17 protein-coding genes and 1 riboswitch are annotated in these 23,013 nt (G+C 62.7%); of the genes, 6 read left to right on the top strand and 11 right to left on the bottom strand.

Features of this window, described 5'->3' with window-relative positions; translation table 11 throughout:
- Positions 1-49: 49 nt before the first annotated feature.
- A complete protein-coding gene (gene cobN, locus AC1TQG_RS19390; RefSeq protein WP_482139461.1) occupies positions 50-3,649 on the bottom strand; it encodes a cobaltochelatase subunit CobN in 3,600 nt (1,199 codons plus the stop codon).
- Between the two features lie 52 nt (positions 3,650-3,701).
- Positions 3,702-3,777, bottom strand: a riboswitch (adenosylcobalamin (AdoCbl) riboswitch).
- Between the two features lie 114 nt (positions 3,778-3,891).
- On the opposite strand from cobN, the gene cobG reads away from it, so the two are divergent.
- Genes cobG through AC1TQG_RS19375 form a run of 3 tightly spaced genes read left to right on the top strand, consistent with a single transcriptional unit; the run spans position 3,892 to position 7,172 of the window.
- A complete protein-coding gene (gene cobG, locus AC1TQG_RS19385; protein WP_482139460.1) occupies positions 3,892-5,019 on the top strand; it encodes a precorrin-3B synthase in 1,128 nt (375 codons plus the stop codon).
- A gap of 24 nt (positions 5,020-5,043) precedes the next feature.
- Entirely contained in the window at positions 5,044-5,667 is a 624-nt protein-coding gene (locus AC1TQG_RS19380; protein ID WP_482139459.1) for a precorrin-8X methylmutase, read from the top strand.
- Complete coding sequence (locus tag AC1TQG_RS19375; RefSeq protein WP_482139458.1) at positions 5,664-7,172, top strand: precorrin-2 C(20)-methyltransferase; 1,509 nt, start codon at positions 5,664-5,666, stop codon at positions 7,170-7,172. The genes AC1TQG_RS19380 and AC1TQG_RS19375 overlap by 4 nt, the downstream gene beginning before the upstream one ends.
- Here the strand turns inward: AC1TQG_RS19375 and AC1TQG_RS19370 are convergent.
- The 5 genes from AC1TQG_RS19370 to AC1TQG_RS19350 are packed head-to-tail and all read right to left on the bottom strand — an operon-like array spanning position 7,157 to position 12,732.
- Positions 7,157-7,915 carry a cobalt-precorrin-6A reductase gene (locus AC1TQG_RS19370; RefSeq protein WP_482139457.1) on the bottom strand — a complete coding sequence of 253 codons (759 nt, stop codon included), beginning with the start codon at positions 7,913-7,915 and terminating at the stop codon, positions 7,157-7,159. The two genes, AC1TQG_RS19375 and AC1TQG_RS19370, sit on opposite strands and share 16 nt — an antisense overlap.
- A complete protein-coding gene (gene cobM, locus AC1TQG_RS19365; protein WP_482139456.1) occupies positions 7,912-8,679 on the bottom strand; it encodes a precorrin-4 C(11)-methyltransferase in 768 nt (255 codons plus the stop codon). The genes AC1TQG_RS19370 and cobM overlap by 4 nt, the downstream gene beginning before the upstream one ends.
- Positions 8,676-9,887, bottom strand: a complete 1,212-nt coding sequence (gene cbiE, locus AC1TQG_RS19360) for a precorrin-6y C5,15-methyltransferase (decarboxylating) subunit CbiE (protein WP_482139455.1) — start codon at positions 9,885-9,887, stop codon at positions 8,676-8,678. The genes cobM and cbiE overlap by 4 nt, the downstream gene beginning before the upstream one ends.
- Entirely contained in the window at positions 9,884-10,642 is a 759-nt protein-coding gene (gene dprE2, locus AC1TQG_RS19355) for a decaprenylphospho-beta-D-erythro-pentofuranosid-2-ulose 2-reductase (RefSeq protein WP_482139454.1), read from the bottom strand. The genes cbiE and dprE2 overlap by 4 nt, the downstream gene beginning before the upstream one ends.
- 38 nt (positions 10,643-10,680) lie before the next feature.
- Positions 10,681-12,732 (bottom strand): TerD family protein, encoded by a 2,052-nt coding sequence (locus AC1TQG_RS19350; RefSeq protein WP_482139453.1) that lies wholly within the window; start codon positions 12,730-12,732, stop codon positions 10,681-10,683.
- 129 nt (positions 12,733-12,861) lie between these two features.
- Between AC1TQG_RS19350 and AC1TQG_RS19345 the strand changes: the two genes are divergently transcribed.
- Complete coding sequence (locus AC1TQG_RS19345; RefSeq protein ID WP_482139452.1) at positions 12,862-13,269, top strand: PPOX class F420-dependent oxidoreductase; 408 nt, start codon at positions 12,862-12,864, stop codon at positions 13,267-13,269.
- Positions 13,270-13,277: 8 nt separating this feature from the next.
- Here the strand turns inward: AC1TQG_RS19345 and AC1TQG_RS19340 are convergent, their stop codons facing one another.
- Both AC1TQG_RS19340 and AC1TQG_RS19335 read right to left on the bottom strand, forming a co-directional pair.
- A complete protein-coding gene (locus AC1TQG_RS19340; RefSeq protein WP_482139451.1) occupies positions 13,278-14,825 on the bottom strand; it encodes a DUF222 domain-containing protein in 1,548 nt (515 codons plus the stop codon).
- A 102-nt stretch (positions 14,826-14,927) separates the two neighbouring features.
- Positions 14,928-16,046 carry a M24 family metallopeptidase gene (locus tag AC1TQG_RS19335; protein WP_482139450.1) on the bottom strand — a complete coding sequence of 373 codons (1,119 nt, stop codon included), beginning with the start codon at positions 16,044-16,046 and terminating at the stop codon, positions 14,928-14,930.
- Between the two features lie 191 nt (positions 16,047-16,237).
- Here AC1TQG_RS19335 and AC1TQG_RS19330 point away from each other — a divergent pair, with 191 nt between their 5' ends.
- Together AC1TQG_RS19330 and AC1TQG_RS19325 are read left to right on the top strand one after the other, a co-directional pair.
- On the top strand, positions 16,238-17,263 hold the full coding sequence (locus AC1TQG_RS19330) for an alpha/beta fold hydrolase (protein WP_482139449.1): 1,026 nt from the start codon (positions 16,238-16,240) through the stop codon (positions 17,261-17,263).
- A gap of 59 nt (positions 17,264-17,322) precedes the next feature.
- Entirely contained in the window at positions 17,323-18,255 is a 933-nt protein-coding gene (locus AC1TQG_RS19325; protein ID WP_482139924.1) for a 5'-3' exonuclease, read from the top strand.
- 28 nt (positions 18,256-18,283) lie between these two features.
- Here AC1TQG_RS19325 and AC1TQG_RS19320 read toward each other — a convergent pair whose 3' ends face one another.
- The 3 genes from AC1TQG_RS19320 to tatC all read right to left on the bottom strand — a co-directional run bounded on the left by AC1TQG_RS19320 (position 18,284) and on the right by tatC (position 22,934).
- Positions 18,284-19,066 carry a DUF4333 domain-containing protein gene (locus tag AC1TQG_RS19320; protein WP_482139448.1) on the bottom strand — a complete coding sequence of 261 codons (783 nt, stop codon included), beginning with the start codon at positions 19,064-19,066 and terminating at the stop codon, positions 18,284-18,286.
- A 117-nt stretch (positions 19,067-19,183) separates the two neighbouring features.
- Positions 19,184-21,976 carry a DEAD/DEAH box helicase gene (locus AC1TQG_RS19315; protein WP_482139447.1) on the bottom strand — a complete coding sequence of 931 codons (2,793 nt, stop codon included), beginning with the start codon at positions 21,974-21,976 and terminating at the stop codon, positions 19,184-19,186.
- Positions 21,963-22,934 carry a twin-arginine translocase subunit TatC gene (gene tatC, locus AC1TQG_RS19310; protein WP_482139446.1) on the bottom strand — a complete coding sequence of 324 codons (972 nt, stop codon included), beginning with the start codon at positions 22,932-22,934 and terminating at the stop codon, positions 21,963-21,965. The genes AC1TQG_RS19315 and tatC overlap by 14 nt, the downstream gene beginning before the upstream one ends.
- Positions 22,935-23,013: the final 79 nt, after the last annotated feature.

The following is a 23,013-nucleotide window of genomic DNA, read 5'->3' as shown; positions in this document are numbered from 1 at the left end:
CCCCCGAATTCAATCGCACCAGGCGCGATGGCTTCGAACTCGGGTCGTCTCAGGCCCCCTCGATGTCGCCTTCGGTCTCGAGAAACACCCGCCGCAGTTCATCGAGCATCTGCGGTGGAGGTGCCGACCACATCTCGCGCTGCGCCGCCTCCAGGAGACGTTCGGCGATGCCGTGCAGCGCCCAGGGGTTGGACTTGTTCATGAACTCCTGGTTGGCCTCGTCGAGCACGTACGACTCGGTCAGCTGCTCGTACATCCAGTCGGCCATCACGTTGGTGGTGGCGTCGTAGCCGAATAGGTAGTCAACCGTGGCGGCCATCTCGAATGCGCCCTTGTAGCCATGGCGCTGCATCGCGGCGATCCAACGCGGGTTGACCACGCGGGCCCGGAAGACCCGCGTGGTCTCTTCCGACAGGGTGCGCGTGCGAACGTTGTCCGGGCTGGTGCTGTCGCCGATGTAGGCCTCGGGATCCTTGCCGGTCAATGCCCGGACCGTGGCGATCATGCCACCGTGGTACTGGAAGTAGTCGTCGGAATCGGCGATGTCGTGTTCGCGGGTGTCGGTGTTCTTGGCGGCGACTGCAATGCGCCGGTATGCCGATCGCATGTCGTCGACCGCGGCCACACCTTCACGTCCGCGGCCATACGCGTAACCACCCCAGGCGGTGTACACCTCGGCCAGATCGGCATCGCTGCGCCAGTCCTTGGAGTCGATCAGTTGGAGCAGGCCTGCGCCGTAGGTTCCGGGCTTCGACCCGAAAATACGACTGGTGGCGCGGTCGACGTCGCCGTGGTCGGCAACGTCGGAACGCGCATGGGCGGCAACGTAGTTCGACTCGTCGGGTTCGTCGAGTGCGGCGATCATCCGAACGGCATCGTCGAGGATCGTGATCACATGTGGGAAGGCGTCCCGGAAGAATCCGGAGATGCGCACCGTGACATCGATACGGGGACGGCCGAGTTCGGCGAGGCTGATCAGGTCCAGTTTTGTCACCCGGCGCGACGCCTCATCCCAGATCGGCATCACCCCGAGGAGTGCGAGAACCTCGGCGATGTCGTCGCCGGACGTGCGCATCGCGCTGGTCCCCCACACGGACAAGCCCACGGACTTCGGATACTCGCCGTGGTCCGAGAGATAGCGCGCCAGAAGCGAATCCGCCATCGCGCGGCCGGTCTCCCAGGCAAGTTTCGACGGTACAGCCTTCGGGTCGACCGAATAGAAGTTGCGGCCGGTCGGCAATACGTTGATCAGTCCACGTAGTGGTGATCCGCTCGGCCCGGCAGGGATGAATCCACCACCGAGCGCGTGGAGAATCCGTGGGACCTCCTGGTCGGTTTGGCGGAGCCGAGGGACGATCTCGGAGCCTGCGAAGTCGAGGATCTTGCGAACATCGGCCGGGTGACCTTCGGCGACAGTGGCGATGGTCGCGGCGTCCCAGTTGCCCTTGGCGCAACCCGCCACCAATTCCCGGGCGATCGCTTCGATGCTGTCGGTGGCGTTGCGGCCTGCGGTTCCGTCTTCGGTGAGCCCCAATGCTTCTCGAAGTCCGGGAAGGCTCTGCGTTCCGCCCCACAATTGCCGGGCGCGCAACATTGCCAGCACCAGATCGACCTCGACATCACCGGCCGGTGGCTGTCCGAGGATGTGGAGTCCGTCGCGGATCTGAACGTCTTTGATCTCGCACAGCCAACCGTCGACGTGCAACAGCATGTCGTCGAAGACGTCTTCCTCGGGACGCTCCGACAACCCGAGATCATGATCCATCTTCGCGGCCTGCAAGAAGGTCCAGATCTGCTGGCGGATCGCCGGGAGTTTGTTCGGGTCGAGCGCGGAAATGTTGGCGTGCTCGTCGAGCAGTTGCTCCAAACGCGAGATGTCGCCGTAACTTTCGGCCCGTGCCATCGGCGGGATCAGGTGATCGACCAGCGTGGCGTGCGCCCGGCGCTTCGCCTGGGTGCCTTCGCCCGGATCGTTCACCAGGAACGGATAGATCATCGGCAGATCCCCGATGGCGGCATCGGTGCCACACGAGGCCGACATTCCCAGTGTCTTGCCCGGCAGCCATTCGAGGTTGCCGTGCTTGCCGACATGGACGACGGCGTCGGCGGCAAAGTGATCGTGCGACGACAACCAGCGATAACACGCCAGATAGTGATGACTCGGCGGCAGATCCGGGTCGTGATAGATCGCAACCGGGTTCTCACCGAAGCCGCGTGGTGGTTGGACCATCAGCACGATGTTCCCGAATTGCATTGCCGCGATCACGATATCGCCGTCCGGATTGACCGAGCGGTCGACGAACAGTTCGCCGGGGGCCGGCCCCCAGTGTTCGATCATCGTCGTCCGGAGGTCTTCGGGCAGCGTGCCGAACCAGTCGCGGTAGTCCGCCGCTGACAGCCGGATCGGGTTGGCTGCCAACGCTTCTTCGGTGAGCCAGTCGGGATCTTGTCCACCGGCGGCGATCAGCGTGTGGATCAGTGTGTCCGAATCGTTCTCGGCCAGACCGGGAACCGAGCCGTCGCCGGATTCCGGTCCGATGTCGTAGCCCGCGTCCCGCATGGCCTCGAGCAATCGGAGCAGGCTCTGTGGGGTGTCGAGCCCCACTGCGTTCCCGATCCGGGCATGTTTGGTCGGGTATGCAGACAACATCACGGCAACCCGGCGATCAGCCGGTGCGATGTACCGAAGTCGCCCGTGGCGCACAGCGATTCCGGCGACTCGTGCACACCGTTCGGAATCCGGGCGGTACCAGGGCAGGCCGTCTTCACCGATCTCCTTGAACGAGAACGGAACCGTGATGATCCGTCCGTCGAACTCGGGTACCGCAACCTGCGTGGCGACGTCCAATGGGGACATGCCATCGTCGTTCGCCGCCCATCCGGCACGGGACGATGTCAGACACAGTCCCTGCAGGATCGGGATGTCCAGACGGGCGAGTTGTTCGATGTTCCAGTTCTCGTCGTCGCCACCGGCCGACGCGGTGGCAGGCGTCGTTCCCCCGGCGGCAAGCACCGTGACCACCAGCGCATCGGCTACCGCAAGCTGTTCGAGCAGGTCATCGGGCGCGGTCCGCAGCGACGCGCAGAAGATCGGCAGTGCCCGGCCGCCCTTGTCCTCGATCGCGTCGCAGAGTGCGTTGATGTAAGCGGTGTTGCCTGCCAGATGCTGGGCTCGGTAGTAGAGAACCGCGATCGTCGGTCCGGTGGTCTCGACCTGGGATTTGCGGTCCAGAATCCCCCACTGCGCGGTGGTTGCCGGAGCACTGAAACCGTGGCCGGTGAGCAGCAGGGTGTCCGACAAAAACGCGTGGAGGTTTGCGAGATTGTCCGGTCCGCCCTGGGCCAGGTAGTTGTGTGCGTCGGCGGCGACCCCGGGAGCGACCGTCGACATCGACATCAGATCGGGATCGGGCAGCTGTTCACCGGAGAGCACCACGGTCGGCAATCCGGCGGCGATCACCGCGTCCAGGCCCTGTTCCCACATCCGGCGGCCACCGAGAATCCGCACAACCACCAGGTCGGCCCCGTTCAGGAGTCGAGGTAGGTCTTCATCGACGAGAAGGCGTGACGGGTTCGCGAGGCGATAGTCGGCGCCGCTGGCCTTGGCCGTCAGCAGATCCGTGTCCGATGTGGACAGCAGCAAGATCACGAGGACCTCCTTGCCGGGAATGCGCGCCCGGCGGTTGGGGTGTAGCAGCGGAGCAACAAGGGTCTGACTTGGGGTTTCCCCATTACAGTGGCGCGACCGTGCCGGATTCTCACCGGCTTCCTCGTTGCGGAATTGCATCAGCATATAAGACCGGCAATTCCAAGTGATCCGACGGCGATGAGTCGGGCAACTGACCGCCACCGAGCGGTGGAAAGTTGATCGGCGCCAGTACCGTGGAACGCATGAGTCGACCATCCGATCGTTGCCCCGGTGTGTTCTCGGCGCATCCGGCGGCAGATGGCCATCTGGCTCGGATCCGGCTGCCCGGCGGTCTGATCACCCCGATCCAGATGCAATCCCTGGTAGGGGTGGCGGATGACTTCGGCGACGGTCATCTCGAATTGACCTCGCGCGGCAACGTCCAACTGCGTGGGATCACCGACGTGGACGGTGCCGGCGAACGCATACTCGAGGCCGGCCTGATCCCGTCTCCCAGTCACGAGCGGGTCCGCAACCTGCAGCTTTCAGCATTGACGGGGCGGCGCGGAGGGCTGATCGATGCGCGGCCGATCCTGGACGACTTCGACATCCGCCTGCAGTCCGACCCGGTGCTGGCGAGTCTCCCGGCCCGGATCCTGTTCGGCGTCGACGACGGGCGTGGCGACATCCTCGCCCAGGGTCCCGACATCGGTGTGCTGGCGATCGATGATCGAGCGTTTGACGTGCTCATCGGCGGAAAGCCGACCGGACGTCGGGTCTCGGCAGATGATGCCGCGGCCCTCATGATCGACCTGGCGTATGCGTTTCTGGCTGACCGGTCCGACGAATGGCGCGTGCAGGATGTTGCCGATCGGACCACCATCGACAACATCTTGGCGACACTGCAGACAACTGGTGAATACCCGAGGTCAGAGCCTATTTCGGAACCACGGGTGGGTTGGTTGACGCAGGATCACGACGACCTGGTGGCACTCGGTTCGGTGGTCGCGCATGGACGGGTCCCGGCGCGAGTCGGCGAGTTCCTGGCTGCCATCGAACGCGACATCTACCTGACGCCGCAAAAAGAGATCCTGATCGTTGACCTGTCAGAAGGCATGGCCGACACCGTACTTCGGGTGATGGCACCGATGGGCCTGATCTTCGACGAGAGTTCACCATGGACCAAGGTCACCGACTGCACCGGATCACCCGGCTGCGACAAATCGCATGCCGATGTCCGTCGGGATTTGGAACTGCACCTGACGTCAGATGACGTCGCGGTCGACGACCGTGAGCACTGGGTCGGCTGCGAACGCGGGTGCGGTTCGCCTCAAGAGAACCATCTTCGGGTCGAAGCCACAGCGACGGGGTACAAGCGTCGCCGACTCTGATCGGCATCTATGGTGGCGAGCACTATGTACACCTACATTCGAGACGGCGCCGAGATCTACCGGCAGTCATTCGCGACAATTCGTGCCGAATCCGACCTCACCATGTTCGACGATGACCTGTCGCAGGTGGTTGTCCGGATGATCCATGCCTGCGGTCAGGTCGATCTGACCGCCGACGTGCGAGCCAGTGCAGGTCTGGTGACCGCGGCCCGCACGGCGATGGAAGCCGGAGCGCCGATCCTCTGCGATGCGAACATGGTCGCGTCCGGCGTGACCCGCAAGCGGTTGCCCGCAGACAACGATGTGCTCTGTCTACTCGGCGACAGTCGGGTCCCGGACTTGGCTGCGGAACTGGAGACCACAAGAACCGCTGCTGCGGTGGACCTTTGGCGACCGATGCTCGAGGGATCCGTGGTTGCGATCGGCAACGCGCCAACCGCGCTCTTTGCGCTCCTGGAGCTGATCGATGCAGGCGGACCACGGCCGGCTGCGGTCATCGGCGCGCCGGTTGGATTCATCGGCGCTGCGGAATCCTGTGCAGCGCTTGCCGATCGAAACGATCTCGAGTACTTGACGGTACTCGGCCGTCGCGGCGGGTCGGCGATCACCGCCGCCGCTCTCAACGCACTTGCCTCGAAGGTGGAATGACGATGACCAGCAGTGGAAAATTGTGGGGCGTGGGCTTGGGGCCCGGTGACAGCGAACTGGTCACCGTGAAGGCCGCCCGCGTCATCGGCGAGGCTGATGTGATCGCGTATCACTGTGCCCGCCATGGTCGTTCGATCGCCCGGTCGGTTGCCCAGCCGTACCTTCGGGAAGGTCAGCTCGAGGAACGGCTGATGTACCCGGTCACCACCGAGACCACCGATCACCCCGGTGGCTACCGCGGCGCGCTCGACGACTTCTATGCCGATGCCGCGGAAGTCCTCGCCGCGCATCTGCGTGCGGGACGTTCGGTGGCGTTGCTGGCCGAAGGTGACCCACTTTTCTACAGCTCGTACATGCATATGCACAAGAGGCTGACCGAGCGTTTCGACACCGAGATCATCCCGGGTGTCACGTCTGTGAGCGCTTCGGCAGCCGCCACCGGTATGCCATTGGTCGAAGCCGAGGAGACCCTGACCGTGCTGCCGGGCACGCTTCCCAAGGCAGAACTCGTCCGTCGACTGCGTGACAGCGATGCGGTGGCGATCATGAAACTCGGCCGGACATTCCCGGAAGTAGTTGCAGCGCTGCGCGAATCCGGTGTCATCGACCGGGCGTGGTATGTCGAACGCGCCTCGACGGGTGCGCAGAAGGTCATGCCCGTGGTCGACGTCGACGCTTCGACGGTGCCGTACTTTTCGATGGTCGTCATCCCCGGTGAGCTCAACAACGCGCAACCATCTGCACCTGTTGCCGGCGTAGCCGGTGAGGTTGTTGTCGTCGGCTTGGGACCTGGCGCCGACCGGTGGACCACCCCGGAAGTGCGTGCCGAGCTGGCGAAGGCGACCGATCTGGTGGGCTACAAGACCTATCTCGACAGGGTGACTCCCCGACCCGGACAACGTATGCATGCCAGTGACAACCGTGTGGAGTCCGAACGGGCCTGCATGGCACTGGATCTGGCAAAGAATGGCGCCCGGGTGGTAGTGGTGTCCTCGGGCGATCCTGGCGTGTTTGCGATGGCGGCAGCAGTCGTCGAAGAAGCAGCGGACCCGCAATGGCGCGACGTTCCCGTGCGGGTGGTGCCCGGAGTGACCGCGGCCAACGCCGTCGCAAGCCTTGCGGGCGCTCCGCTCGGACATGACTATGCGGTGATCTCCTTGTCCGACCGCCTCAAAAGCTGGGATGTGATCACGGCGCGGGTGCGGGCTGCACTGGCCGCGGATCTGGTGCTCGCGATTTACAACCCCGGATCGGTCAGCAGGAATTGGCAAGTTGCGGAACTCAAGGACATCGTTCTGGAATCCAAGGACCCGTCAACGCCGATCATCCTGGGACGCGACGTGGGTGGCCCTGAGCAGTCGATGGTGATCACTACCGTCGGGGAGTTCGATCCTGCCGTGGTCGACATGCGGACGCTGCTGATCATCGGTTCGTCGACCACAACGGTCGTCGACCGAGTCGGAGGCCCGGTGGCGTTCACCAATCGCCGCTACGAGAGCAGCTGACGCACCCAGACTGCGGCGGCGGAAGCCGTTTCGACGGTTTCGCCGCCGGGTGGGGTAGGTCGCCGAACCATGACGACTGGCAGTGAGAGTTGCCGCGCTGCTTCAAGTTTCGCCTGAACCAGCGGGCCACCACTGTTCTTCGTGACGACCACGTCGATGCGATGTTCACGCATCAGGGCAAGTTCGCCGTCGACGGTGTACGGCCCGCGGCTACGGATGATCTGATGCTGCGCTGGTATCGCTCGCTCGGGTGGGTCGACGAGGCGGATCAGAAACCAGGCGTCGTCGATGTCGGCGAAGGCGTCTACATCCTGGCGACCGGTGGTGAGGAAGACTCGGGGACTTCCCTGTTCGCCCGCCAACTCCGCCACGGTCCTGGCGGCTCCGGCGATGTCGGGTACGTCGATCCAGCGATCCCCCGGTTGCGAAAGCCATTCGGGGCGTCGCAAGGTCAGCATCGGTATATCGACTTCTGTTGTTGCGGTAACGGCGTTGGCTGAGATCTGACGGGCAAACGGGTGTGTCGCGTCGACCACTGCCGTGCAGTTGTTGTCCCTCAGCCACACTGTCATACCGTCGACGCCGCCGAACCCGCCGATGCGGACGCCGCCGACCGGTAGCGCCGGATTCTTGACCCTACCCGCGAGCGAGGTGACAACCCGCACTCCTTCGCCGACGAGTTCCTTTGCGAGAGCGCGGGCTTCTGCGGTCCCGCCGAGGACGAGGACTGTGCCCTCGCTCATGACGAATGAGGGTCGTTGCGCAGCTTGGTCATCCGGGCTGACGAGTAGAGATAGCTGTCCGGGAACTCATCCGCGACCAGGACGCGTCCGACAAAGATGACCGCGGTGCGCTGAATATCGTTCATTTCCAGCTGGTTCGGGAGCTCTGCCAACGTGCACCGAACGATCTGCTGGTTGTCGCGGCTGGCGAAGGCGACCACGGCAGTGGGACAATCGCTTCCGTAGTGCGGTGTCAGGGCGTCGGCTATCTGTTGGGCTCGATGGGCGGCCAGGTGGATCGCCATCGTGACACCTGTGCGGGCGAGTTCTTCGAGTTTTTCGCCTTCGGGCATGTCGGTTGACAGCGTGGATACTCGGGTGATCAGCAGCGACTGACCGACGCCGGGCACCGTGAGTTCTTGTCCCAATGCTGCGGCGGCCGCGGTGAAGGCAGGAACGCCCGGGACGATTTCGTAAGAGATTCCTTGCGGCTGCAGCAATCTGATCTGTTCTGCCACCGCCGAATACAGTCCGGGGTCGCCTGAATGGAGTCGAGCCACATCATGCCCGGCATGGGTCGCGGTCACGATGTGGTCGATGATCTGCGGAAGAGGCATCTTCGCTGTGTTGATCAAAGTGGCCCCGGGTGGACAATGTTCGAGCATCTCCGCGGGAACCAGCGACCCGGCGTACAGGCAGGTGTTGCACTGCGAGAGCAACTTTGCGCCGCGGAGGGTGATCAGGTCGGCGGCGCCGGGTCCGGCTCCGATGAAGTACACCGTCATAAGTTGGTCCTCGGTTTGTCGGCGATCCACTGTGTCACTGGGAGCGTTGGTCGCCAGGTTGTCATTGATCCGAGTGGCTCGGCGTGGTCGATCTGGAATCGACGGAGGCTACCACCCACTGCGGCATGCCATTTCACCAAGACTGCCTCAGATTCGAGTGTAACCGCGTTGGCCACTATCCGTCCGCCGTCGAGCAAGGCATCCCAGCACTCCTCCACCATCCCCGGGACCGTCACGCCTCCCCCGATGAAGATCGCGTCGGGATCAGGTGCGTGGGTCAACTGCTCGGGCGCAGCGCCGTGGACCGTCAGTCCTGCGCTCACGCCGAGCTCGGCTGCGTTGTGCACGATGCGTCCACGACGTACGTCGTTGGATTCGAAAGCAATTGCGGTGCAAGTCCGGTCGGTGCGCAGCCACTCGATGGCGATACTGCCTGCGCCCGCTCCGACATCCCAGAGCAGTTGGCGGGCGGCCGGCCGCAATGCGGTGACGGTCAGCGCGCGGACTGCCTGCTTGGTGAGCTGTCCGTCGTTGCTGAAGTCGGTGTCCGGCAGACCTGCCTGGCTACTGACGGCCGGACCGAGACAGTCGACAGCGATGATGTTGAGCTGGTCGCCGGCAGGCGCGGCCCACGTTCGTGCGATACCTGTGACCTGGCGTTCGCTGTCGGAGCCGAGCTGTTCGAGGACGGTGAGTTGCGACCATCCGAACCCGTGGGCCGTGAGCAATTCTGCGACGGCCGCCGGAGTGGTGTTGTCGCGGCTGAGGATCAGCAGCCGAACGCTGTCGGAGACTCCCGAGAGGATCGAATCGAGGGGGCGATCGACAACACTGCGGATGCGCGTCGTGGCAAGGTCCCAGCCGAGACGGGCGGAGGCCAGGCTGCCGCTCGATACCGAAGGCAGGATGCGCACGTGTTGCGCGCCCACCTGTTTCACGATCGATGCCCCGACGCCGTGGAACATCGGGTCACCCGAGGCGAGGATGTGAATGGTGTGCGGGTGCGTGTCGGCCAGTAGTCGCTGGAGGTGCTTCGACATCGGGCTGTCCCACCGGTGGAGCGTCGCCTCGAGTGGCGCCAACAGATCCAGCTGGCGCACGGAACCGTAGATGTCGGTGGCAGAGCGCAATTCGCGCTGCGAGTTTCCGGACAGGCCGTCCCAGCCGTCGGCGCCGATGCCGACGACCACAAACTTCAGATCAGTCATCGAGGCATCCGTCGCCAGATCGCCTGGGGCAGGAGCTTCATCACAAAGAAGACAGGACGCAGCTTTCCGGGGACCCAGACCACATGCTTACCTCGGTGCAGCGCTTTGACCACTGCGTCGGCAACCTGTGGTGCGGTACTCGACATCGGAGCAGGTTTGATCCCGGAGGCCATCAGATCTTTTGTCATGCTGCCGATGACAAATCCGGAGCGGACGAGCAATAGGTGTACCCCACTGCCGTGCAATGCATCTGACAATCCGCTGGCAAAGCCGTCGAGCCCGGCCTTGGTGGAGCCGTAGACGTAGTTGGCGCGCCGGACCCGGACGCCTGCAACGGATGAGAAGACGACGATGTTGCCTCGTTTGGCGGCCCGCATCGCGACGGCCAACGGAGTCAGCACGCTGATTTGGGCGAGGTAGTCGGTGTGCGCGATCTGTAGTGCGTGGGCGCTGTCGACCTCTGCCCTCGCCTGATCGCCGAGGATTCCGAAGGCCACGATCGCATCGTCGATGGGCCCGTGTTCGGCAACGATCTGCTGAATCAGGCCCTCATGTGTTGAGGTGTCGTTCGCATCGAACTCGACCATATGGACAGCTGCCGCATTTTCGGACTCCAGCCGTTCGCGCTGATCATCGAGGTCGGACGACCTCCGAGCCGCCAAGATCACGGTCGCCCCTGCAGCGATCCGAGCTGCAACCTCCAGCCCGATCTCACTGCGACCACCGAACAGCACAACCACTCGCCCATTACTCACCAGGCCAGTATCCCAAACGGCTCATCTCCGAGCTGCAGTCACTCCTTCAGCGGGCTGGGCTTCTTAGGTGCGCGGATCACCTGCAAGATGTCTCGATAGAATTCTTCAACGAGTTTGTTCGCTGAGATGACGACGTTTCCGCGATTCCGGCCCAGCGTGTGGGCACGGGTGATTTTGAACTGCTTGGGGAGCTTTCCATCCGCGGGAAGGAGCGCCTCGGGCTTATCGCGGAGAACTCCCAACAACGCACCCACGTTGGACGATGGACGCCCTGCCAGGATTGATTCGATCCGGGTGTCCGCATGGGCATCCGGGATCTGTTTGACGATCCAATTGATGCGGGTTGCAGGGCGTCCTTCGCGAGGGGCATCAATGATGGTCGAGCACTCCAGGACGTCCGACCGGAGATCGATGGCCAGCGTCAAGGTTCCGGTCGCGCCTGGGATACGCAGTGAGCCGAACATGAAACCCGAGTCCGCCAGCTGTTGAATTCGGCTTGTGCCGTCTGGTCGATACCGCGGGAAAATCGGTCGCACGTCCGCGCTCAGCAAGCACGAGAGGTCGTGGCCGATATGCCGGACCAACTGATCGAATAAATTGCATACTTCGATCGCGCCTTTGGAGTCGGCACTCAGGGTCTTGGTCTTCACTGCATCTCGAACCTGGCCCCACTGCGCCCCCATATCGGTGAAGCCATGCAATCCAGATTTTGGATGTTGCAGGTACCTGACAAACTCTTGCAAGATCCAACTCTGGGTCGAGTCTTGGACTTGTTTGTGCATCGACATCTGAATCGCAACGGATCGGATCTCGTCCCACGAAAGATGGTGTAGCGAAACCTTTTTGAGTTTGCGTTTATCGACTACTACGGGATGTTGGTCGTGTGCACCCAACAGCTGATTGCTGACCGTTATTACAGCGTCGAATCCAAGGCTACGGGCGATGTCGATGTAGGTCTCAACTTGGTCGGTGGTGAGCTTGGCTGACGAAGACTTCGCCTCGACCAGCGCAGTCCATTGCTTCGCTCCACGCGTGATTCTGATCAATCCGTCGGGACGAAGTTTCTTTTCATTCCATTCGAACTCGGGCTCGATGTACGTCTCGATGGATCCTGCGGGCCCACCGCTGCGTGCAACCATCTCACGGCCGAACTCTCGTACCCCGGCCATCACAGCCAAGAGCGCTGAGACCGCACGTCGTTCGCGTTCATCACCTGTACCAATTGCGGACACCGAGAACAAGCGAGAGCGATCCCACTCCGCCCCGCCTTCGGCCAGTTCGGGCACCAACGACCACGATGGCAGTTTCGGTGGACGGAGAGTCTTCTTAGTGGTCATTGAAGATTTCACCGACGGTTTGGTTGCAACTGACTCGGTCTCCAGCGCGATGACGGTAGGCGCAGCATCCACATCTGCCGGTACGGTTTCTTGGGCTTCGACTGTCGCAATGTGCGCATCAGATGAATCTCTGTCACCAGAGTCGGTGGGATCGTCGATCTCGACACCGAACTCTGCTGCCAACGCAGCGAGTCCACCCGCATAGCCCTGGCCGATCGCCCGAAACTTCCACGAGGAGCCCCGTCGATAGAATTCACCGAACAACAACGCCAGGACAGGTTCTTCGATCGACAGATTGAACACTGCTGTCGGACTCGCTGAATCACCTGGCATAACCGTGATTTCGAGATCTTTCGCTTCAGCGAAGGTCGATTCGGATTCGCCGTCGAGGCTGGCCGCAACCACTACCCGCTGAACTTCTTCTGGCAAACCGACAAAGTCCACGAACAGAAGGTCACCGTCACCGGGCTGGGTTGAAAGACTGGCTGAATCGTCGTCGCCGGCTTCACTGTCCTCGAGCCGAACCGCCCCGCCTGCTCCCTCGCGTTGGTTGTAAAAGACGAAATCCGAGTTTGATCGAACCTTGTCGGTCGCATCCAGTAGCAAGATGCTCACGTCGGGCGTTATTGCAGTCTCCCCGGGAAAGCGGCTCACGACGCCGACAGACAGAATGTCGTTACCCTGGCTTATGGATTCGACGGAAACATTCTGTCCGCGAACAAGTTCCAGTGCTTCAACGCGTTGATCGGTCATCACGTGACTATCGCACGACGTCGAGGTTGTGCGTAAAGAGGTCCACCAGATGAATAGGTGATGTGGTGTCCAGACCAGCCTGCTGCACGGGGATGCTTGATAGGACAGCGACTTGGCTAAGGTCGGCTTGTGCCCAAAACACCAAACGACTTAACCCCCGCAGCAATGGACTTCCTCACCGAACGCCACCTCGGGAGCCTGACCACCGTCCGTGCATCGGGGACCCCTCATGTTGTTGCTGTGGGATTCACCTACGACGCCGAGGCGAAGATCGCACGAGTGATCACCTTCGAAGGCAGCCAGAAGGTGAAGAACGTCGACCGGTCTGGATACGCCGCCGTGTTCCAGGTGAACGGACCGCAGTGGTTGACGCTGGAAGGCAAAGCATCGGTCCACCGTGACCCCGAGGCTGTCGCCGAAGGAGTCCGTCGCTATGCGGCTCGCTACAAGGAGCCCAAAGTGAACCCACGCCGGGTGGTCATACAGATCAACGTCGAACGCATACTGGGTTCGCAGTCGCTGATGGTCACCGCCTAGGCAAGACGCTACGCATCCTGGTCAGTGCTATCCGGTTCGGGATCGGGTTGGACCTCAGGTTCGCCGCCGGTCAGTTCCGCCAACTTGTCAGCCAACACCGCCCGGCGGTCGGCAAGAACCTTCTCCCAGGCCGCCGCGAAGGTTTCGTTGACATGCTGGGCACGGTTGACCCGCGGTTTGCGTTCCGGATCCACCGACACTGGTGGTATCCACCCGACCCTGCCCTTGTCAGGACCCTCGGTGATCATCACCGTCTGCCACTGACCAGGGCCGTCGCCGACAAGTTTGTGATGCGGCGGGCACGCTGATCCCATCAGATCGATGTCGGTCAGACCACCATTGATCCAGGCAATGAGGTGGTGGGCCTCGACCCAGGTCGCCGGATTGGTGCACCCGGGGTGTGAACAGCCTCGGTCGCGGGCGAACAACGCCAAACGTTGGCCTCTCTGCGCGGTGCGTTTGGCCCGGGCGAAATACAGCACCTCGGCGCTGTGGTTGGCGAACACGGCCAGGTATTTGTCCGAACGCGCAGCCAGGTGCAGGGCTTCTTTGACCGGAATATCCACCCCCGACGCCGTTTTGGCGATCCCCGCGCAATCCTCGAGCTGCTGTTTGGTCATCGTGATGATCAACTGCGCCGGCAACCCCCGATGCGACTTGCCGAGAAGGTTGCACTCCAAAATCGTTTTCAAAATCGCTTTGAGTGCATCGTGGCGCTGCTGGCCCATCGAGCGGGTATCACGCTCAGCCGCGGCCTTCATCAACTCCGGATCCTGTTTCGGGTCATCGCTGGCCCCGGTCGGTGAGTTCGGATCGGCCGGGTTGTTCATGCCCGGGGCGGCCCAGACATCCATCACCGTCGTGAACAACGCCAACGTTTCCGGATCCAGCGTGCCGGAGATTTTCGCCATCAAGTCCACACCCTGATTACCCAAACTCACCGAACGTTTACGGGCCCGATCCGAATCATCGGTCAGCCGGCCATCGGGATCGACCCGGGCCAGCACCTGACGGCCCGACGCCGCCAACTGAGTCGGATCCTGGCCGACGGCTTCTTCGGTCATCCAATGATCGACCACGTCATACACCGCCGAATCCGACGCTGACGGGATGTGTTTGCGCACATCTAGCATCACATCCATATGCGCTGCCCCGATCAGTCCTTGGGACCAGGCTTGTTCGGCGGCAGGGCATTTCGGTGCCAGCTCTTCGCCCTGCATCGTGTGAAATCGGCCGACTGCTTCCAACCCGCGAATCCGGGACATGGTTTGCCCTTTGGTCAACCGCAACTCGCCGCGGGTGAAACCAAACAGCGACGAATACCCGGCATCGGTAAACGACGACCGATCCGAAACCCGCAACAGATGCCGCAACCCGGTGAACTCGAGCTTGCGGACGATCCGTTCATGCACCCGCACAAGCTCATTGACTTCCGCATCAGACATATCGGAATCAGCGCAGTCCGCGATATCGGCAACCAGTAGCTCCAACTCGAGGTATTTGCGCACCAACACCGAAACCGAAGAAGGATCAATCGAGGAATCGTCAGTCATCATGCCCCCCAAGACATCTGATCGAACGCTTTCAATCAGTCTACCTCGGGGGACACCGAAAGTCGAACGGTTGTTCGAACGAATATGGTCGGTTGAGAACCTGGTTCAGACTGACTTCAGTTCGTGCGGTTGGGAATTGAATGCTTCGCAGCCATCATCGGTGACGACAACGATATCTTCGATGCGCGCACCCCAACTGCCGGAGAAGTAGATGCCGGGTTCAATGCTGAATGCCATGCCCGGCCGCAGTGGAATATTGTTGCCTGCAACGATATACGGCTCCTCGTGAACGGATAGTCCGATGCCGTGGCCGGTGCGATGAACAAATTTGTCGGCCAGTCCGGCGGCAACGAGCACGTCCCGGGCCGCGCTATCGATCTGCTCGGCAGTGACGCCGGGGCGGACGGCGGCCACAGCCGCTCGCTGAGCTTGTTGTAGCCACTCGTACTGCCGTGCGATCGCATCAGAAGGTGTTCCAACACAGTAGGTTCGGGTGCAGTCGGAGTTGTATCCCGGCGCGACAGGTCCCCCGATGTCAACGACAACGATGTCGCCGTCCTGGATCACCCGGTCCGATACCTCGTGATGCGGGTCGGCGCCGTTGGGACCGGATCCGACGATGATGAACTCGGCCCTGGTGTGTCCTTCGGCGATGATGGCGGCGTCGATATCCGCTGCGACTTCACGTTCGGTGCGGCCGACCTTCAGCCATTCCCCCACTCGGGCGTGCACTCGGTCGATCGCGGCGCCTGCGCGGCGCAGCGCTTCAATCTCGGCGTCATCCTTGATCATTCGCAGTTCACGCAGAACGGCAGTGGCAAGTTCCGGTGCGCTACCCCAATGCCCTGCCAACGGGACGGTGTGCAGCGCAGGGGTTGCGTCAGAGACCGCGTAACGATCACCGGCTCCCCCGGCGGCTCCAACCGCCAGTGCGTACGCATCCTGGCCGTCGACCCAATCGTGAACGGTCAGGCCGAGCTCACCGACGGCCGATTCCCGTAGCGCCGCCAACTCCAGTCGCGGCACAACCACTTCGGGAGCGCGATCCGCACTGATCACCAGGGCGGTGAGCCGTTCGAATGTCGTCGCTCGTGAGCCCGTGAGATATCGCAGGTCGGGTCCGGGAGTGATGAAAAGCGCCGACAGACCGGCTTTCGCCGTCAACTCCTGCGCCCGATCCAGACGTGACTTGTACACCGCTGCCGAGAATCGCTGATCCGCCATGGGTTCAAGGCTATCGGTCGCAGAGTTCGTGGTCTCGCCTGCAGTCTGACCTTCGTCACAAACCATCGGAAGTGTGTCCCACTCCGATCGCAAGATTCGATGAGTGATCTTTAACCGGGCGAAAACCTCGCTTTGCGCGGAGAATAGGGGCAACGAAAGATGTTTAGGTCTGAGGAAAACAGGAGGTCACCGTGGACCGTGAAGGCGTACGACGTCGACTACGGGCTGTTCCGACCGATGACTCTCAGGTCCAGTTCGCAAATCTGCACGGATACAAGCGGGCCTACCGGATGGCCGGATCGGGTCCTGCACTGCTGTTGCTGCACGGAATCGGCGACAACTCCCTGGCCTGGGAACCGGTGTTCACCCAGCTCAGCGAAAAGTACACGGTCATCGCACCGGACTTTCTCGGACACGGATTCTCCGACCGTCCGCGCGCCGACTACTCGGTACCTGCTTTTGCCAACGGAATGCGCGACCTTCTGACCTATCTCGACATCGAACGCGTGACGATCGTCGGCCATTCGCTGGGCGGTGGTGTGGCCGGGCAGTTCGCCTATCAGTTCCCCGAGATGGTCGAACGGTTGGTGTTGGTCGGTACGGGCGGAGTCACCAGGGACGTCAATCCGGTTCTGCGAGCGCTGTCACTACCGTTTTCCGAGTACGCGCTGGCCGCGGTCTCACTCCCAGGTGTGTTTCCGACGTTCGCAGCGGCTTCTCGCACGGTGCGTGATCGTCTGCCATTTGCGCTGTTCCGGGACAACAACGAGATCGTTCGAGTGCTCGAACGGATGCCAGAAAAGGGTTCGGCCGAGGTCTTCGCCCGAACTCTGCGATCAGCCGTCGACTGGCGTGGGCAAGTGGTGACCATGCTCGATCGATGTTATTTGAGCGCAGGTATTCCGACCCTGGTCGTGTGGGGTTCGGACGATCAGGTCATTCCGGTGCAGCACGCCCACATGCTCCACAGCGCAATGCCCGGCTCGCAGTTGGTCGTCTTCGACAAGGCCGGTCACTTCCCGTTCCGGGACGATCCAGACCGATTCGTCGACCTGCTGCTGTCCTTCGTGGCGTCGACCGTCCCTGCGAACATCAGTCGTGCAGATGTGAAAATCGCTTTGCGACAGGGTCCCTCGAGTCAACCACTCACCGGCGACGCCGAGTCCCAACTGGCTGTTCTCGATGTCCTGGGTTCGGACGAACGCAGCGCCACCTGACCGCAGTGCTCTGATGGCGGGCGCCGATCTGGCATGGTTTAGGCATGACTGCCCCAGTGATGTTGCTCGACGGTGCCAGCCTCTGGTTTCGGGCCTTTCATGCCCTGCCCGAGAAGATGACCGCACCGGACGGGCGTCCGGTCAACGCGGTCCGCGGATTCATCGACATGATCGCGTCATTGGTCACCCGGGAGCACCCGCAACGCTTGATCGTGTGTCTTGACCTCGACTGGCGTCCGGCCTTCCGCACCGACCTCATCCCGTCGTATAAGGCGCATCGCGTGGCCGAAGGCGCCACCGACGGCTCGGAGGAGGTTCCCGACACGCTGACACCCCAGGTCGACATGATCATGAAGATCCTGGCCGCCGCCGGAATTGCGACCGCGGGCGCGGAGGGCTGCGAAGCCGACGACGTCATCGGGACCCTTGCGGACTCCGAGGCCGTGGATCCGGTGGTTGTGGTCAGCGGTGATCGCGACCTACTGCAGGTTGTTTCCGACGACCCGGTTTCGGTGCGCGTGCTGTACGTGGGCCGCGGTCTGGCGAAGGCCGAGATGTTCGGGCCACAGGAACTGGCCGAGAAGTACGACGTACCAACATCGAATCCGGGTTCCGCCTACGCCGAGATGGCAATCCTGCGCGGCGATCCGTCAGATGGGCTGCCCGGCGTTACCGGCATCGGTGAAAAGACCGCGTCAAAGCTGCTGCACGAGTTCGGAAACCTCGACGAACTCGAACGCGTGGCATCCACCACGACCGACAAGCGGATTTCACCGCGCCAACGCAAGTCACTTGCAGAAGGCGCGGACTACCTGCGCGCGGCACGGACCGTTGTATTCGTGAAGACCGACGCCGAGATCATCGGCGACAGCGACGGTCGTCTCCCATCCGAGCCCGCCGACCCGGCAGCGCTGGCCGACCTGATCGAAGAACTCGGTGTCGGCTCATCGGTTGGCCGTCTGGGCAAGGCGCTCGGCTGGCAGGTGGGCTGACCCGCCCACCTGACAACCGACCAACTGCCTACTGTGTGGTCGGTTGACCGACCTCGTATTTGCCCTCGTCGTCCAGGAAGGTGATCTTGACCTGCTGGTTCGCGCCGGCAACGGTCGCGGTGCAGGTGAAGCTGTTGCCCTTCTTGATTTCCTGATCTTCGGGGCACTGCACATTCGCGACGTCTTTGGCCTGGTAGTCGTTCTCCAGGACCGACGCCACACCCTTCTGAGCGGCGTCTTGGCTGAGCACCTTCGTCACCGCGAAGCCCGGAAGCCAGAACGCCGTGACAGCAAGGACGACAGCGATGACACCAACCGCTGCGGCACCGATGATCAGTGGCAGCTTCTTCGAGTTCTTCGGCGGTGTCATACCCGCGAACTGGTCACCACCGGGCTGACCGTACTGGCCCGGCTGCCCATACTGACCTGGTTGGCCGTACTGATCCGGCTGCCCGGATTGGCCATACTGGCCCGGTTGGCCCTGCGGCGCACCGTATTGCGGCTGCTGCCCGTACTGGCCCGGCTGCCCGTACTGACCTGGTTGACCGTACTGATCCGGCTGTCCCGGCTGGCCATACTGTCCCGGTTGGCCGTACTGCTCTGGCTGCCCGTACTGACCGGGCTGCTGCGGAGGCTGCTGGCCCCAACCCTGTTGTGGCGGTTGGCCCTGCGGCGGCTGTCCGCCGGTCGGGTGACCATAGGTCTGCTGGTTCCACGGGTCAGGATTCTGTCCCGGTTGCCCTTGTCCTGGTTGCCACTGCCCGGGTGCCGAACCGCCACCCTGGTTGTTCGGGTCGTTGGGCCCGCTCATGTATTTCCCCTCCGCATGTCCGCGTCGCGCGATCGCAAGTCCAGGACTTCCGAACCCCGAACATACCGCACAACCCATGGCCATTCAGGCAGGCGCTCGGCGAGAACTCGCGGGCGCTCAGCCGAGTTCGACAGCCACGACTCCGCGCCGGATCGCCGTGATCGCCGCTGCCGCCGAATGGGCCAGTTTCGATCGATCTGTTCCTCCGAGGCGTGCGGCAACCCGCATCTGTTCGAGGAGGTCGATGACCTGCCGGCTCCAGCGGACGAAGTCTCCGGCCGGCAGGGATGTGCCCTGCTCGCCTGCTGCAGCGAGTACCTCGGTCAGTCCGCGGCCCGTCGCCCACAGGTGAATGGCCGTGGCGAAACCGGCATCTGGTTCGCGTGTCGGTTCCACCATGTGGCTCATCTCGACACGTGCCAGGTCTTTCCATGCGGCGTGCGTGCGGCTCAATGCTTCCCGGACCGTCGAAACGCCAGTCACCAGATCCGCGCCGCCGTACGAATCGCGGCGCGACTGGTACACCACCGCCGAAGCAACAGCCGCGAGTTCGGCTGCACCCAGGTGGTCCCACAAACCGGTGCGGATGCACTCACAGATGAGCAGGTCGCTCTCGCTGTAAACCCGGCTCAAGATCTCACCGGCAGGTGTGACGGTCATGTCACCGTTCGACTTGTGCTCGACCTGCTCGAGGTAGCCGAGTTCGCTGAGCACCGCGACGATCCGATTGAAGTTGACGGCCAGCGTGGACGTGCGGGCCGATACCGATTCCTCGAGCGCCGCGATCTCCCGCGACACCCGGTTGCGACGTTCTGCGAGTCGGAACAACTCGTCGTGTGCGGGGATCTGATGCGCCGGGTGCTCGCGCAACTCGGTGCGCAGACGGTTGAGGTCCGGGTCGTCGGCGGCGCGGGTGCGTTTGCTCTGCTTGCCGCGGGGCATGTCGATGCCGGTGGAACGCAGAGCCGAGGCGAGGTCGCGACGACCGCGGCCGGTACGACGATCGACCTGTTTGGCCAGCCGCATATGGCCGAGCACCTGAGGCGGGTTGAGGAAATCACGGGGACCAACCCGGCCGGCCCAGGCATCCTCGCAGAGCACCAACGGTTTCGGGTCGCGCATGTCGGTTGCGGGCTCCAAAACCACAGCCAGACCGCGATGGCGACCACCGGAAAGACTGATGACCTGCCCGCGCTTGAGGGCTGCGAGATCTTCAACAGTGCTCTGCTGCACGGCCATTCGGTTTTCGAACTTCAGCGAACGTTCGCGAGCTCGGATCTCTTCACGGAGGCGGGTGTACCCGAGGAAGCCGTCGATCCCGGCGTCGAGACCGCGGCCCTCGGCCCGTGCCTCCAGTTCCACCTCGATCTTGCGGAGCTGCCGGCGTGCGGTGTCGATCTGCCTGGCCTGCCCGACGACCGACCGGTCGGCTTGGAACTGCGCAAACGAGCGGTCCAGCAGGTTGCGTGAACCGGCCAGTCCAAGACGGCCGATGAGATTGACGGCCATGTTGTATTCCGGCGCAAAGGAACTGCGCAGCGGGAACGTGCGGGCACCGGCGAGTCCGGCAACCCGGGTGGGGTCGAGATCTTCGGTCCAGACAACGACGGCATGGCCTTCGACGTCGATCCCGCGACGACCGGCCCGGCCGGTCAGCTGGGTGTACTCCCCGGGCGTCAGATCGTTGTGCGACTCACCGTTGTACTTGATCAACCGCTCCAGCACCACGGAACGGGCCGGCATGTTGATGCCCAAAGCCAGTGTCTCGGTGGCGAATACAACCTTGACCAGACCTTTGACGAACAGCTCTTCCACCGCGTGCCGGAAGGCAGGCAGCAGTCCGGCGTGGTGCGCCGCAAATCCCCGGGTCAAGCCCTCGCGCCAGCTGTGGACACCGAGCACGTCCTGGTCTGAAGCGGTCAACTCGGCGACGTACTTGTCGACGATCGAATTCACCTGCTCGACCTGATCCTGTTCGAGCAGCCGCAAGCCCGAGCGCAGACACTGGCTCAACGCGCCTTCACAGCCGGCCCGCGAGAAGATGAAGCTGATGGCAGGAAGCAGGCCATCGCGATCCAGACGTGCGATGAGTTCTGGTCGTGGCACCGGACGTACACCGCTACGACGGTGATCGCTGCGTTGGCCACGTCCCCGTGGACCGCGGGGCGGGAAGTCGTCATCGCGTCGCGCGGCGAGCTCACGTTGCCGGATATAGCGGGTCAGCTCCGGATTGACCGCGGGCTTCTTGTTCGGCGTCTTGGGGTCACGATGGTCGAACAGATCGAACAACCGATTGCCGACGAGCATGTGCTGGTTGAGCGGGATCGGACGATGCTCGTCGACGATCACGGTGGTGTCGCCACGCACCGTCTGAATCCAGGATCCGAACTCCTCGGCGTTGCTGACCGTCGCCGACAGGCTCACCACCCGCACCGACGGTTCGAGATGCAGGATGACCTCTTCCCAGACGGCTCCGCGGAACCGGTCGGCAAGAAAGTGGACCTCGTCCATCACCACATGCGACAAGTTCTGCAGCGCCGGCGAATTCGCGTAGATCATGTTGCGCAGCACTTCGGTGGTCATGACCACGACCGGTGCGTGGGAGTTGATCGACGAATCGCCGGTCAGCAGACCGATGGACTCGGCCCCGTGCGCGCGAACCAGATCGGCGAACTTCTGGTTGCTCAGTGCCTTGATGGGTGTGGTGTAGAAACATTTCGACCCACCGGCGAGCGCCAGATGTACGGCGAACTCACCGACGATGGTCTTGCCCGCGCCGGTCGGCGCGCAGACGAGAACACCGTGACCGCCTTCCAGGGCGACGCAAGCGTCACGTTGGAACGGATCGAGCGCAAATGCCTGTCGCCCGGCGAACTTCTCGAGTTCTGTCCGCGTATCAGAGAGTGTCATCGTAGAGATCGGCTCCACTGCCTCGGGACGTCGCCGACACCGGTTCTGGTGGTTGCACCGGATCAGGAACATGCCCGACTGGGCCTGCCGAACCGATCGGAGCGGCTTCGTCGTCGCTCACGTTGCCCCATTCCTGGGCGTCACGCTTCGCTTTGCGGTAATCGTGCAGATGAGCGACCTGGATGGCGATCTCGAGCAAGACCGTCAGCGCCCCGGCCAGTGCCAGCATGGTGAACGGATCCGAGCCAGGGGTGAATAGAGCAGCGAAGACGAACATGCCGAAGATCAGACCCCGGCGCCACGACTTCAACCGCGCGTAGGTCAACACACCGACCATGTTCAGCGCGACGATCAGCAGCGGAAGCTCGAAGCTCACACCGAAGATGATCAAGAGGTGGATGAGGAAGCTGAAGTACTGGTCACCGGCGAGTGCCGTGATCTGAACGTTGTCACCGATGGTCAACAAGACCTCGAAGGCCTTGGCCATCACCAGGTAAGCGAGCACGGTCCCGGCCAGGAACAACCCGGCGGCGAAGCCGACGAAGGTGACCGCGTACTTGCGCTCCTTCTCGACCATGCCGGGCGTGATGAACTGCCACAGTTGGTAGAACCAGACAGGACAAGCCATGACGATGCCTGCGGTCAAACCCACTTTGAGGCGGAGCATGAACTGGTCGAACGGGCCCGTTGCAAGGAGGCGACAGGTGTCGTCGCCGGTCAAATTGGCCCGTGACGATGCAGGCAGATCACAGTAGGGCTGGCGCAGCAGGTCGCCGAGTGAGGAGATGCCCAGGAAGCCATGCGAGTACCAGACAAATCCGAGGATCGTGGTGAAGGCGATAGCAAGAACTGAGATCAGCAGTCGGTTTCGCAGCTCACGGAGGTGGTCGACCAACGACATGGTGCCGTCGGGATTCACCTTGCGCTTACGGCGCCGAGGGTCTAAAGGTATGCGCACGTGGTCGACTACTCAGGGGTCAGTTGCAGGCGGGTCACCCAGAGAGAAGCGACCCACCCACCAGAACGGCGAGGACGAA

The organism is Williamsia sp. Y844, from assembly GCF_056786475.1.
Note: the sequence above shows the minus strand (reverse complement) of the source record. Positions and strands in the feature narration are given on the sequence as shown.